A 13,140-nucleotide genomic window follows, 5' to 3' on the forward strand; every position below is an offset into this window, starting at 1 on the left:
GACCAGATCGCTCACCTACACGGGCAGCTCCGCGCCAACCGCATCGCCAGCATCCCCGTCACGGACACCGTCCACGACGCAAACATCCTGGTCAACCGGCAGAACAGCCCATCCCACCCAAGATAACGTTGGCCCGACGCAACTCGGCGATCTCCTTACGCAGCGCCTTGTTCTCCTCGGCCATCTGCGAGGTCACGCCCGGCCTCACGCCCGAGTCAACCTCCAAGCGGCGGATCCAGGTCCGCAGCGTCTCGGGGGTTCCGATCCCCAACATGCCTGCCACCGCGGTGATCGCCGCCCACTGCGAGGGGTACTGCGGCCGCACTTCAACGACCATGCGCACCGCACGCTCACGAAGCTCATCGGGGTACTTGCTCGGACGTCCCATGTCTCGAATCCTCCCAAGGTAGGGAGTCTCCGGAAATGCCGGGACGGCTCACAGTGATGGCGCGCGGCGCGACAGTAAGCGCGGAGAAGGCGAATTGGGCGGCTCATCAAGTTTGATGATTTCGACAGCTTTACATGCGTAATCGTGTCCGCCTCTTGGTCCCGGGACTGGGCCTATCACGAGAGAGATCGGCAGAATCAGTTGATCCGCCAAGGCACTTCGGTGTTCGGTAGTCCGTCGAACAATACGTTCGCGTCTCGCTGGCCCGGTGATAGCGCTTGGGGCGTGTGACACCGCACGTCCCGGCCAGCCAGTAGCCCCCCTTCGAGTAGCCCGGCACGGCGCGGGCAACGTGGAGGCCAGGCTCCAGGTGAACAACCAGAGGATGACCAGCACGCACCAGTTGACACTGACCGGAAATCCGGCGATCCGTCCTATCCGGATGCCGCATGCCAAAATCACCTGCAGCGATGGTGCGGAACAGCGCATTAGTGTTGGCGGGCGACGATCACCGGGATGCGGGCTGCGTGTACCACGGCGGTGCTGACCGAGCCGAGCAGCATTCCGGCGAATCCGCCCCGGCCGTGGCTGCCGACCACGACGAGTTGGGCGGACTCGGATTCATCGAGGAGATGGCGCGCTGGGCGGTCAAACACCAGCCGGCGGTGAACGGTGACGTCGGGATAGCGTTCCTGCCAACCAGCCAGGCGTTCCGCCAGGATTTCCGCTGCCCGGGATTGCAGGGCCGACCATTCCATGCTCAGCACACGCGAGATGTCTGAGTCGGTCCAGGCGTGCAGGGCCATTAGGTCCACACCGCGGAAAGAGGCCTCGTCGAAGGCGATCGCGGTGGCCAGCTCCGATGCCGGCGAGCCGTCAATGCCGACCAACACCGGTAATTGCGAGGGCCCCAGCAGGATCGGCGCCTCGTCGTGGATCACCGCGACCGGGCAGTGGGCGTGGTGGATTAATCCGGTGCTGACCGAGCCGAGCAGGGTCCGCTGCAGCGCGTCCTGTCCGCGGCAGCCGACCACCATCATGTGCGCCTCTTTCGACAGGTCGATAAGGGTCGGCACGGGCGCTGCAACCACCAGTTCGCTGTCGATCTCGGGTCGGTTGCCCTCCACGCTGTCTTTGGCGCCCTTGATCGCATCGGCGAGGACCTGGCGGGCCTCTTCTCCGTGCTGTCGCTGCAGCTCGGCCGGGATGGGGGCGGCGGGCCAGACGGCTGGCCAGCTTGAGACGTGCACAAGGGTCAGCGGAACGTTGCGCATGGTTGCCTCGCGTGCGGCCCACCGTACGGCCATTGTCGATGACGGGGACCCGTCGACACCGACCACGACTCCCGGATGTGTGCTGTGACCGGTCATTTCGCGGTCCTTCCTTGCGTGGATGCCGCCGACGCTAGATGGTCGGCGATCGCCGGCCAGGAGGCGTTGGTCCCCACGGGAGTGGTCCTAACCTGGATTTTGCGCGAAACTCGGTGTGACACGGGGCTTGAATGGCGAAAGTGCCTGTCCTGCAAGGAAGAATGAGACTTCTCTAGGGTCCAAGATTCCGGCGGGAAGGCACTTCGCAGGTGAAGAGTATCGCAGCACGACCACGGGTGAAAGTGTCCGCGGATGGCCATGGTGTCGTGTCGCACGCCGGGGTGGGGATGCTGCGCGAGTTGGCGGAGTTGACCGGGCTCTCAGCGCAGGTCACGGTCGCGTTGGCCGATACCTATGGGGGGCCGTGGACCTACGCGCCGGGTGCGGTGTTTGCCGATCTGGTCGCCGCGGTCGCCGACGGCGCGGACTGCATCGACGGCGTTGGTCAGCGGTGCGGGGACCGGGCGCATGTCTTCGGTCCGGCCGCGTCGACGACCACGATGTGGCGGCTGGTCGATGCGCGGATCGACGCCGCTCACCTGCCCGGTATCCGCACGGCCCGCGCGCATGCTCGGGAGCGGGCCTGGGCTGCTGGGGCGGCGCCAGCCCCCGGTGGCTGGTTGCATCTGGATGTCGATGCCACCATCACCATCGATCACTCCGATAACAAGGAGAACGCGGCCGCGACGTGGAAGAAGACGTTCGGCCATCACCCGCTGCTGGTGTTTTTGGACCGACCCGAGATCGCCGGCGGCGAAGCGCTGGCCGGGCTGCTGCGACCCGGAAACGCCGGCAGTAACACCGCCGCCGACCACGTCAGGGTGCTGGGTTGGGCACTGGAATCGCTGCCGGCTGGCTATCGGCCCAACCCGCACGATCCGGGCGCGCAACAGATCCTGGTGCGCTCGGATTCCGCCGGTGCCACCCACACATTCGCCGACGCGTGCCGAGGGGCCGGGGTGGGGTTCTCCTTCGGCTACGCCGTCGATGCCCGCCTGCGCGAGGCGGTCGAGGTGCTCAACGCCCACAACGGCTGGTATCCGGCGATCGATTCCGACGGCGCCATCCGCGACGGCGCCTGGGTCGCCGAAGCCACCGGACTGGTCGACATGAGCAGCTGGCCGGCCGGGACCCGGGTGATCCTGCGCAAGGAACGCCCCCACCCCGGAGCGCAGCTGCAGTTCACCGACTCCGACGGACATCGGGTCACCGCCTTCATCACCGACACCGCACCCGGTACCGTCGACGGCCAACTCGGCGGGCTCGAACTGCGCCACCGCCAACACGCCCGCGTGGAAGACCGGATCCGTCAAGCCAAAGCCACCGGGCTGACCAACCTGCCGTGCCACCGGTCCGACGCCAACGCAGCATGGCTAGAAATCATCTTGACAGCAACAGATTTGGTGTCATGGGCCAAACTGATCGGCTTCGCCGCCGATCCCGCCCTGGCCGCATGCGAGATCGACACCTTCCGATACCGGGTCCTGCACGTAGCCGCCCGCATCACCCGAGGAGCCCGACAAACCCAGTTGCGGATCGACGCGACATGGCGCTGGGCCCACTCGATCGCCACCGCCTGGAACCACATCCGCAACGCGTTCACCTAACCGAGAAACCCTGACCCGACCAGACGAAAGACCCCACCGGCCTGGAAAGCCCGCCCCACCGACGCGACAACGGGCGCACTGTCATACACATCCGCCACAATCAGCATCAGAAGCCGACCAGCACCGGCTCCCTCCGACCCAACCAGGCCGCGCGAAAAATCGAGGCTAAGGCCCTTCGGCGCGGCGACCCGTCGCGCCACACTCGGGGGATGACGCAGTTCGACGATCGTGGCGATGCTCAGCGTCTACTGGCCCAACGGCTAGTTTCGTTGCGCGGCGATATGAGGCTATTCGACGATCGTGTCGACGCCGGACGTCGGCTGGCCGAACGCCTGAAATCCTTGCGCGGCCAGGACATTGTCGTGCTGGGCCTGCCGCGAGGCGGGGTCCCGGTGGCTTTCGAAGTCGCCAAGGCGCTGCACGCCCCGCTCGATGTCCTTGTGGTGCGCAAGCTTGGGGTGCCGTTTCAGCCCGAATTGGCCTTCGGCGCCATCGGTGAGGGCGGGGTGCGGGTGATCAACGACTCCGTCGTGCGTGAGGCGGGCCTCCGCAGCCACGACATGGACGCGGTCGAAAACGCGCAGCGCGCCGAGCTGCAGCGCCGCGTGGAACGTTTCCGCCGCGGGCGTGACCGCATCTCGCTGGCGGGGCGGGTCGCGGTGATCGTCGACGACGGCGTCGCCACCGGGGCGACCGCAAAGGCCGCCTGCCAGGTGGCCCGCGCCCAGGGCGCGAGCCGGGTCGTGCTGGCGGTTCCCATCGGCGCGGCCGACATCGCCGAGGGCTTTGCCGACTACTCCGACGAGGTGGTGTGCTTGGAGACGCCCGCGTTGTTTTTCGGCGTCGGGCAGGGCTACCGCAACTTCACCCAGACCCCCGACGACGAGGTGATCGCGCTGCTCGATCGCGCCCGCGACGGCTTTCAGGAAGTCGTCGCCAGCGCCAGCGCCGGCGACCCTCCGCTGCGCGATGAGGAGGTGCGGGTGGCCGCCGGACCGGTGTCGGTGGCCGGGCACCTGACCATCCCGGAGCACCCGACCGGCGTCGTCGTCTTCGCCCACGGCAGTGGCAGCAGCAGGTTCAGCCCGCGCAACATCTACGTCGCCGACGTGCTGAACGGTTCCGGAATGGCCACGTTGCTGTTTGACCTGCTCACCCCGGAGGAGGAACGCGACCGCGCTAACGTCTTCAACATCGAACTTCTGGCACGGCGCCTGGTCGACGTCACCGGCTGGCTGGCGGGCCAACCCGACACCGCTGCGCTGCCGGTCGGCTACTTCGGCGCCAGCACGGGCGCGGGTGCGGCATTACGCGCCGCCGCCGATCCCGCGGTGACGGTAAGAGCGGTCGTCTCACGCGGCGGGCGGCCGGATCTGGCGGGCGAGTCGCTGACCAAAGTTCACGCGCCCACGTTGCTGATCGTGGGCGGACGCGACGAGATGGTCCTCGAGCTGAATCGACGCGCGCAGGCCGCGATGCCGGGCCCATGCGAACTCACCGTGGTCCCCGGCGCCACCCACCTTTTCGAAGAACCCGGCACCCTCGAGAAGGTTGCGGTGCTGGCCCGAGACTGGTTCATCAACCACTTAAGCCCTGCGGCTCACAACCGCTAGACCAGCGCGACAAGCCATGGTGGACAACACATCAGGGCATCGCAGTGTGCCGCACACGGCGGATCTGCGGATCGAGGTGTGGTCGCCCTCCCGCGCTGCATCGGGGAAGCGGTGCTTGGCACCGTCGAGAGCTTCCTGGATACATCCCTGGCCCGTGCGCAGCGCATCCGCCAATGCCGACTGACCGGAGACCGCGACGATGACCTGCTGCTCGCGGTGCTCGAGGAGGTCATCTACGTGTTGGACACGGCTGGCGAGGCACCTGTCGATGTCGAACTGGAGGCCATACCCGGTGGCGTCGACGTCAAGTTCGCGATGGTCGATGCGAGCACCCTGCCTCAAGTGGGCGCCGTGCCGAAGGCGATGTCGTTCAACGAGCTTCACCTGTCGCATGGCCCGCGGGGCTGGCGGTGCTCGGTAATCCTTGATGTGTGACTGAGGCGGACAACATGCAGATCATCCAGGAGACCCCATACCGGTTCCGGATCGAACAAGAGGGCGCCATGCGGGTGCCCGGAATCGTGTTCGCGTCGAGATCGTTGCTGCCCGACGAACACGGAGACATGGCGCTGATGCAAGTGGCCAACGTGGCCACGCTGCCAGGGATTGTCCGCGCGTCCTACGCAATGCCCGACGTGCATTGGGGATACGGGTTTCCGATCGGCGGGGTAGCAGCGACCGACGTCGACAACAACGGAGTTGTCTCCCCCGGCGGGGTCGGCTTCGACATCTCGTGCGGGGTGCGGCTGCTGGTCAGCCCTGACCTCGACCGGGAGCAGCTGCAGCCGCACATCCGCGCAGTGATGGACCACCTCGACCAAGCGATACCGCGTGGCGTGGGCACCAAAGGCGTGTGGCGGCTGCCGAGAACTAGCAGTTCATAGATGGTTTTCACGGCGTCGTAGACCCGAGTACACCGCCCCGAATAGCGCTCGACGATGTTCTCGGCGATCTTTTCGACCGGCGCGTCAACAGGCCCTGCTGGAGTCGCTCGCGTCGCCGACTAGCGAACTCAGGCCATGCTGCCTGCATCCGCGCCAGGCAATGTCGGTATGACGCAAGCTGCTCAAACGATGGCTCATCGGCCGCAGCATCACTGATAGAGGGCCGACCGTTCACTACGCCTCCCAGCGTTCGTCTGCTCGGACCTTACGACACCGCTGCGCCAGATAGATGCTCAACGCGGGAAGCAGACATGATGGCAGATGGCGGCGAATCTCAATGTCCCAACCCGTCACGATCTCCTTGTTGACATGGAGCTACGTCCTCGCCACGGTTATCCTGTGAAGACCATCCGGATCTCCGCGAGCCGCCGGACCAAGGTGCCCGCCAGTTCCGTCGGGTTTGCAAGCGAGTTCAGCGGCATCTATCCGCGCGAATCCCCCGGCGGCTGGCCGCTGATCGGGCAGACCGATGCTGTGGTGTGGGACGTCCACCGCCCCGATCCGGCGTTGCTGAAGCTGCGCAAGTGGGTGCAATTCTGGGAGGCGCGATGACGACCGAGTTCACCACCCAGTCGCTTCGCTCCCGTCCGCCGACGCTGGAAATCATGCGCACCGGGCCGCTGGCCCTGATCGAAGACCTCGGCCGGCCCGGCCTGGCCCATCTTGGGGTCACCCGCTCCGGCGCCGCGGATATGCGCTCGCATGCGCTGGCCAACCGGCTGGTGGCCAACCCCGCCGACCGGGCCACGATCGAGGTGACCTTCGGCGGGCTGACCGCACGGGTGTGCGGCGGCGACATCGCAATCGCTGTGACCGGCGCCGACACCGACCCCGCGGTAAACGGAATCCCCTTCGGCATCAACAGCATTCACTACGCACATGACGGCCAGGTGATCTCGCTGGGCTCGCCGCACTACGGGCTCCGCACGTACCTGGCGGTGCGCGGCGGAATCGATGTCGAACCGGTGCTCGGCTCGCGCAGCTCCGACGTGATGTCGGGGATCGGTCCGCAGCCGCTGCGGCCCGGCGACGTGCTGCCCGTCGGCGAGCACACGACGGACTTTTCCGAACTGGACCAGGCGCCGGTGGCGTCGTTCACCGAGGACCCGATCGAGCTCAACGTGGTGCCCGGCCCGCGCGACGACTGGTTCATCGATCCCGACGCACTGGTGCACAGCGAGTGGGTGGCCTCCGACCGCAGCGACCGGGTTGGCATGCGGCTGGACGGCCGGCCGCTGCAGCACCGCTGGCCGGATCGCCAGCTGCCGAGCGAGGGTGCGACCCGCGGCGCGATTCAGGTGCTGGCCAACGGGTTGCCGGTGATCCTCGGCCCCGATCATCCGGTGACCGGCAGCTATCCGGTGATCGGTGTGGTTACCGATCACGACATCGACCGGGTCGCGCAGATCCGCCCCGGTCAGCAGGTGCGCTTGCACTGGTCGCGACCACGCCGGCGGTGGTAGACACCGACTTGTGCGCACGCAGGTCTACACGGCCCGCCTCATCCACACCGCAGACCTCGACAACGAGACCCGGCACAATACCTATCGGCTGCTAGCCGACGCGTTCGAAGGCGATTTCACCGTTCCATCGCCAGTAGGCGCTGATTAGGCGCCGAAGCGCGAAATATGCTGCGGTGGAACACAATTGGTGGCACCTCGGTGTGAACGGTGATGTCGTTGACCCCCAGGGTCACGATGGTGGATCGCCGGCAGGAACTAACTGCTCGATCGAGCTTTCCAACCAGACGCTGGTGCCCTCGATGAACACCGCACCGTTCTCGGTCGAGATGGCCTGCAACCCCGCGAACCAGTCGCCGGTACGCGCTGTCAGCGTGCGCGGCCTCGTCGTGCGACTCGCCCAGAAGACTGATGCCCAGCCGCGGAACGTCCTTCAGCTTCGGCCATGTGGTGGACGTATTCTGCACACAGAACGACACCAGCGGCGGATCCCAGTGACACCGGCACGAATGCGCTGGCCGCCAGTCCTACCCGAGGCGCCGACTACCTCAGCGGCGATCGCGATCGCGCCCATGGGGAATGCCCGAACGCCTCGCGCCGGGACGCTTCGGTCAAATTGCTAGCGCTAACGCTTCCTCCCGGCTCACACCGCGCGGGAGGACGTGCTCATCGATACCTACGCGATCTATGCGATCAGGGTGTGCCGTATCCGCCGCCGCCGGGGGTTTCGATGACCAGTGTGTCGCCGGGCTGGACTTCGGTCGAGTCGCACCCGGCCAGCTCGACGGTGCTGCCATCGGCGCGTTCCACGCGGTTGTGTCCCAGCGCCCCGGGTGAGCCGCCCGCCATGCCGTAGGGTGCGACTCGCCGATGACTGGACAACACGCTCACCGTCATGGGCTCGGTGAACTCGATCCGACGGACAGCACCGTCACCGCCGTGCCATCGTCCGGCACCGCCGCTGCCCCGCCGGATGCCGAACTCTCTCAGCAGCACGGGGAAACGCGATTCGAGCACTTCCGGATCTGTGAGCCGCGAGTTCGTCATGTGCGTCTGCACCACGGATGCCCCGTCGAACCCGTCACCGGCCCCGGAGCCGGATCCCAGGGTTTCGTAGTACTGATGCCGCTCGTTGCCGAAGGTGACGTTGTTCATCGTCCCGGCTCCCTCAGCCTGCACACGTAGCGCGGCGAACAGTGCGCCGGTGATCGCCTGGGAGGTTTCGACGTTGCCGGCGACAACCGCCGCCGGGTAGGTCGGTGCGAGCATCGTCCCTTCCGGGATGACGATGTGCAGCGGGCGCAGGCAGCCGTCGTTGAGGGGGATCTCCTCGGCGACCAGGGTCCGGAATACGTAGAGCACTGCGGCGGTCGCCACCGACGATGGCGCGTTGAAGTTCGTGTCCAGCTGGGGAGAGGTTCCGGTGAAGTCGATGGTCGCGCTGCGACTGGCGCGGTGGACAATGACGCGCACGGCGATCGTCGCGCCGGAATCCATGGTGTAGCGGTATTCGCCGTCGTCGAGCCTGTCGATGACGCGGCGGACCGCTTCCTCGGCGTTGTCCTGGACGTGGCGCATGTAGGCCTGGACGACATCGAGGCCGAAGTGGTCGATCATCTTGCGGACCTCGTCGACGCCCTTCTGGTTGGCGGCGATCTGGGCGCAAAGATCGGCGAGGTTGGTATCGGGATTGCGGGATGGGAAGGGCGCTTCGGTGAGTAGCAGCCTGGTCTCTGCTTCGCGGAACTGTCGATTTTCTGCGAGCAGCCAATTGTCGAAAAGCACGCCTTCTTGGTGAATTTCGTGGCTGTTGGCGGGCATGGAGCCGGGGGTGATCCCGCCGATTTCGGCATGGTGCCCGCGTGAGGCGACAAAGAACAGGACGTGCTCGCCCGCTGCGTCGAAGACCGGGGTCACCACGGTGATATCCGGCAGGTGGGTACCGCCGTGGTAAGGGTCGTTGACCGCGTACACGTCACCGGGCCTCATTGTGCCGACCCGGCGGCGGATGACTTCCCTGACGGTGGCGCCCATCGAGCCGAGATGTACCGGAATGTGTGGCGCGTTGGCGACGAGGTCGCCGTCCGGATCGAACAAAGCGCACGAGAAGTCCAGCCGCTCACGGATATTTACCGACTGGGCAGTCGCCTCCAGCCGGAAGCCCATCTGCTCCGCGATCGACATGAACAGGTTGTTGAAGATCTCCAGCAGCACCGGGTCGGCCTCAGTGCCCGCATCGGGCGCCACGGGGGCAGCTACCCGCTCGACAAGCAGGTGCCCGGACTCGGTCAACGTCGCCTGCCAGCCGCCGTCGACGACGGTGGTGGCGTTGGCCTCGGCGATGATCGCCGGGCCCGTCACCGTTTCCCCCGGCTGCATCCGCTCCCGGTGACGCAGCGGCGCGTCGCGCCACGATCCGCCCAAGTAGACCCGGACAGTCTCTGACGAGCCCGCGCTGTCGGCAGCCCGCTCGCCAAGATGGGACAGATCTGGTTGCTCGGTGAGCCCAATCGCCTCGACCGAGACCGCTTCGGCGATCAACGGACGATCCATCAGGAATGAGTACGTCGCGCGATGGCTGGCTTCGAATGCGGTGGTCATTGCCTCGAGGTCTGCTAGTTCGACCGGGAGGGCTGTGTCGGTTCCCTCGTAGCGTAGATACACCCGCCGAACCACCCGGATGCGCTCGATAGGAATGGCCTCGTCAAGCAGCTCGGTGCGCGCGGTCTGCGCGAGCGAGTCCGCGACCGTAACCAACCGCTCCAGGGCGGCGGTCTCGAGCCGGATCTCCGCGGATTGCTCCCGCATCGCGGTGGTGTCAGCGAGGCCGATCCCGAGCGCGGAGAGGACCCCCGCCATCGGTGGAACGAGCACCGTGCGGATACCCAGCGCGTCGGCGACAGCGCACGCGTGCTGCCCGCCAGCGCCGCCGAATGTGGTTAGCACGTAACGGGTTACGTCGTGTCCCTTTTGCACGGAGATCTTCTTGACCGCGTTGGCCATGTTCGACACCGCGATCCGCACGAACCCCTCGGCGACTTGCTCGGGCGAACGGTCGTCGCCGGTGGCCGCCCGGATGTCGGCGGCCAGCTCGGTGAACTTCTGCTGCACAACGCCGGCGTCAAGCGGCTCGTCGCCGCCGGGCCCGAACACGGCCGGAAAGTGTGCGGACTGGATGCGGCCAAGCATCACGTTGGCGTCGGTGACTGCGAGCGGACCACCGCCGCGGTAGCACGCCGGGCCCGGGTCGGCGCCGGCCGAGTCCGGTCCGACCCGGTAGCGGCTGCCGTCGAAATGCAAGATCGACCCGCCGCCCGCCGCCACTGTGTGGATGTCGAGCATCGGAGCGCGCAGCCGAACCCCGGCCATCTGAGTGGTGAACACGCGCTCGTAGTCGCCAGCGTAGTGCGACACGTCAGTGGAGGTGCCGCCCATGTCGAAGCCGATGACGTGATCGAATCCGGCAAGTGCCGACATCCGCACCATGCCGACGATGCCGCCGGCCGGGCCGGACAGGATCGCATCCTTGCCGCGGAAGTGCTCCGCCTCGGCCAGCCCCCCGTTGGACTGCATGAACATCAGCCGCACGCCACGCATCTGGCCCGCCACCTGGTCGACATAGCGGCGCAGGACCGGAGACAAGTAGGCGTCGACGACGGTGGTGTCGCCACGCGGTACCAGTTTCATCAGCGGGCTGACCTCTGAGGACAGCGAGATCTGGCTGAACCCGATCTGCTCGGCCAGCTTGCCAATCCCCCGCTCGTGCGCCGGGTACAGGTAACTGTGCATACACACCACCGCGACCGCGCGGATCCCGTCGGTGTGCGCCTGCCGCAGCTGTTCGCCCAGCAGTTCGAGATCGGGGGCGCGCAGCACCGTGCCACCGGCTGTGATCCGTTCGTCCACCTCGACGACCCGCTCGTACAGCATCTCCGGCAGCACGATGTGACGGTCGAAGATGCGTGGGCGATTTTGGTAGGCGATGCGCAGCGCGTCGCCGAAACCGCGCGTGATCACCAGCAGCGTGCGCTCTCCCTTGCGCTCCAGCAGCGCATTTGTCGCGACGGTGGTACCCATGCGCACCGCCTCCAATTGCGCGACCGGCACGGGCACACCTCCGGCGGTCCCGAGGAGCGCACGGATCCCGGCAACCGCCGCGTCGCGGTACCGCGCAGGGTTCTCCGACAGCAGCTTGTGCGTCAGCAGGCGCCCGTCCGGCCGGCGCGCCACGATGTCGGTGAACGTGCCGCCCCGGTCGACCCAAAACTGCCACCCCGCATGAGGCACCAGGCGTCCCTTTCATCTCATCGTGTACCAACTCTATCGGCGAGCAGGTGAACCACCGGGATGCCAATGCGTTCATTACCACCCGCCACGCGTCTGAACGGCGGCGTCGGGTCCACTTGATCCTCCCCGAGACCGCGGTTTCCGTGCTGCCCTTAGCCCCTCGGCGCCGCCACGGCGAGCAGCGAACCACGATGCGCGACCGCCTCTGCATGCTCCGCAAAACGTTCGTAGCAGCGCGCAGCCAACGCGAGGTCGATCGCCGCGTCGACGTCGATCGCTTCGGAGTTCGACAACAGCTGCTGATACAGCAGGTCCAGCAACCGATTCACATTGTGCTCACCCTCGGTCAGCTCCGCCACACCAATCGAGGTGTGGGACTCCAAGACATCGGCTGCCTTTGCGGCTGCGTCGAGGCAACCCTCGCTCAGCTCACGAAGCACGGCCATAAGTGGGGCGGGTATCGATGCCCAGGCACGCCGGGTCCGGGCGATATCGGCGGCCTCCCGCGCTAGTTGCCCCATGCGCTCGGCTTCGGCGTTGACGAGGACAGCCACGATGGTTGTCGGCAGCTCCGGTACCCTCGCCTGGGAACGAAGTGCCAGAATCCGCGCTGCATGGTCCTCGATCTCATGACGGAGCGCAGACACCGTCTCATAGGCGGCACCGACGCTCTCGGTCGCGGAAGGATCAGTGCTGAACAGGGCGGCCGTCGCGTGGCCCATCGCGGTGCTCGTGAGTCGAATGAGGTCGACGAGCGGACCAGTCATGCTCCCGAGCTCCTGGGCCCGCGCTTCCCGCATCGGTTGACGTCCCGGTTCGCCCGCCGCCATGGTCAGTAACAGTACCCGCCGGCGAACCCATAAACGCTGGCTGCGAGTGGGTCCGACATCCTCCGATTACGGTCCCACCTACAACCACTTGTCCAATGGTCAAGTCCCGCCAAGTCTTCGCGCAGGTCCTGGGTGCTCCTCCAAAGAGCCGAAGAAGCTGGTCCCCAACGGCCCAAAGCAGTGGCATGATCAGATCGGTGGTGACTAATAACCGCAGATCAGAACCTATTTCGCTTGGTCGGGCTGACAGGATTTGAACCTGCGACCACTTGACCCCCAGGAAGTAGCGGTAGCGCATTTTCCCATGTCACCGGAGGTTTCCGTGGTCGGGGCGTGGTGTGTGACGTTCACGGACGTGCAGGTCGTTCGGCATCGTGCATGACGTGTGGTCCCTGGGTGGTCCCCAGCGCTGGCCGCAACCCTCACTAGCCGTGTACGTACATTCACCGTACGATGAAGTGATCGACAGCTGCGAGCAGAGATGACTGAAGGAAGAAGGAGGTGTCGCTGTGGCAGTCAAAACGAAGCGCATCGAGATTCGCGCGGAGCAAGCGACCTTGGACCGCATCCAGCGCGCCGCCAACCTTGTCCATGAGCAGACGTCGGAGTTCGTGCGGAAAGCTGCGATGCAACGGGCCGAA

8 protein-coding genes and 6 pseudogenes are annotated in these 13,140 nt (G+C 66.3%); 8 read left to right on the forward strand and 6 right to left on the reverse strand.

Annotated elements, in window-relative coordinates; genetic code table 11:
- Window positions 1-118: 118 nt before the first annotated feature.
- The 3 genes and pseudogenes from ACLP4W_RS28460 to ACLP4W_RS28470 form a co-directional block, all read right to left on the reverse strand.
- Window positions 119-388, reverse strand: a pseudogene (locus ACLP4W_RS28460) (transposase); the annotation flags it as partial.
- 292 nt (window positions 389-680) lie between these two features.
- Window positions 681-877 (reverse strand): annotated as a pseudogene (locus ACLP4W_RS28465) (hypothetical protein); the annotation flags it as partial.
- The gene (locus ACLP4W_RS28470) at window positions 877-1,758 is read right to left on the reverse strand and encodes a universal stress protein (protein WP_442390682.1); all 882 of its coding nucleotides are present in this window, start codon (window positions 1,756-1,758) and stop codon (window positions 877-879) included. The gene ACLP4W_RS28470 and the pseudogene ACLP4W_RS28465, both read right to left, overlap by 1 nt.
- Window positions 1,759-1,967: 209 nt before the next feature.
- Between ACLP4W_RS28470 and ACLP4W_RS28475 the strand changes: the two genes are divergently transcribed.
- From ACLP4W_RS28475 to ACLP4W_RS28505, 7 genes and pseudogenes are all read left to right on the forward strand, one after another.
- Complete coding sequence (locus tag ACLP4W_RS28475; RefSeq protein ID WP_442390683.1) at window positions 1,968-3,365, forward strand: IS1380 family transposase; 1,398 nt, start codon at window positions 1,968-1,970, stop codon at window positions 3,363-3,365.
- A 281-nt stretch (window positions 3,366-3,646) separates the two neighbouring features.
- Window positions 3,647-4,978 carry a phosphoribosyltransferase family protein gene (locus tag ACLP4W_RS28480; RefSeq protein ID WP_442390689.1) on the forward strand — a complete coding sequence of 444 codons (1,332 nt, stop codon included), beginning with the start codon at window positions 3,647-3,649 and terminating at the stop codon, window positions 4,976-4,978.
- Window positions 4,959-5,413: pseudogene (locus ACLP4W_RS28485) on the forward strand (archease). The gene ACLP4W_RS28480 and the pseudogene ACLP4W_RS28485 overlap by 20 nt, the downstream one beginning before the upstream one ends.
- A 14-nt stretch (window positions 5,414-5,427) precedes the next feature.
- A pseudogene (gene rtcB / locus ACLP4W_RS28490) lies at window positions 5,428-5,844 on the forward strand (RNA-splicing ligase RtcB); the annotation flags it as partial.
- Between the two features lie 447 nt (window positions 5,845-6,291).
- Window positions 6,292-6,474, forward strand: a pseudogene (locus ACLP4W_RS28495) (carboxyltransferase domain-containing protein); the annotation flags it as partial.
- On the forward strand, window positions 6,471-7,385 hold the full coding sequence (locus ACLP4W_RS28500) for a 5-oxoprolinase/urea amidolyase family protein (protein ID WP_442390684.1): 915 nt from the start codon (window positions 6,471-6,473) through the stop codon (window positions 7,383-7,385). The pseudogene ACLP4W_RS28495 and the gene ACLP4W_RS28500, both read left to right, overlap by 4 nt.
- Before the next feature lie 10 nt (window positions 7,386-7,395).
- A pseudogene (locus tag ACLP4W_RS28505) lies at window positions 7,396-7,506 on the forward strand (aminoglycoside N-acetyltransferase AAC(2')-Ic); the annotation flags it as partial.
- Here ACLP4W_RS28505 and ACLP4W_RS28510 read toward each other — a convergent pair.
- From ACLP4W_RS28510 to ACLP4W_RS28520, 3 genes are all read right to left on the reverse strand, one after another.
- On the reverse strand, window positions 7,502-7,861 hold the full coding sequence (locus tag ACLP4W_RS28510) for a flavin reductase family protein (RefSeq protein WP_442390685.1): 360 nt from the start codon (window positions 7,859-7,861) through the stop codon (window positions 7,502-7,504). The pseudogene ACLP4W_RS28505 and the gene ACLP4W_RS28510 overlap by 5 nt on opposite strands.
- 214 nt (window positions 7,862-8,075) lie before the next feature.
- A complete protein-coding gene (locus tag ACLP4W_RS28515; protein WP_442390686.1) occupies window positions 8,076-11,669 on the reverse strand; it encodes a hydantoinase B/oxoprolinase family protein in 3,594 nt (1,197 codons plus the stop codon).
- Between the two features lie 152 nt (window positions 11,670-11,821).
- Window positions 11,822-12,436: a PhoU domain-containing protein gene (locus tag ACLP4W_RS28520; RefSeq protein ID WP_442390687.1), complete on the reverse strand. Its 615-nt coding sequence runs from the start codon at window positions 12,434-12,436 to the stop codon at window positions 11,822-11,824.
- A gap of 572 nt (window positions 12,437-13,008) precedes the next feature.
- Between ACLP4W_RS28520 and ACLP4W_RS28525 the strand changes: the two genes are divergently transcribed.
- Window positions 13,009-13,140 (forward strand): type II toxin -antitoxin system TacA 1-like antitoxin (locus ACLP4W_RS28525; protein ID WP_442390691.1); only part of this gene is annotated, 132 nt, incomplete at its 3' end.

Source organism: Mycobacterium sp. (genome assembly GCF_052145595.1).
GTDB lineage: Bacteria > Actinomycetota > Actinomycetes > Mycobacteriales > Mycobacteriaceae > Mycobacterium.

What these genes read in the sequence shown, in the direction of transcription:
- ACLP4W_RS28500 (WP_442390684.1), top strand. Translation starts at nt 6,471, where the DNA reads ATGACGACCGAGTTCACCACCCAGTCGCTTCGCTCCCGTCCGCCGACG.
- ACLP4W_RS28480 (WP_442390689.1), top strand. Translation starts at nt 3,647, where the DNA reads ATGAGGCTATTCGACGATCGTGTCGACGCCGGACGTCGGCTGGCCGAA.
- ACLP4W_RS28520 (WP_442390687.1), bottom strand. Translation starts at nt 12,436, where the DNA reads ATGACTGGTCCGCTCGTCGACCTCATTCGACTCACGAGCACCGCGATG.
- ACLP4W_RS28470 (WP_442390682.1), bottom strand. Translation starts at nt 1,758, where the DNA reads ATGACCGGTCACAGCACACATCCGGGAGTCGTGGTCGGTGTCGACGGG.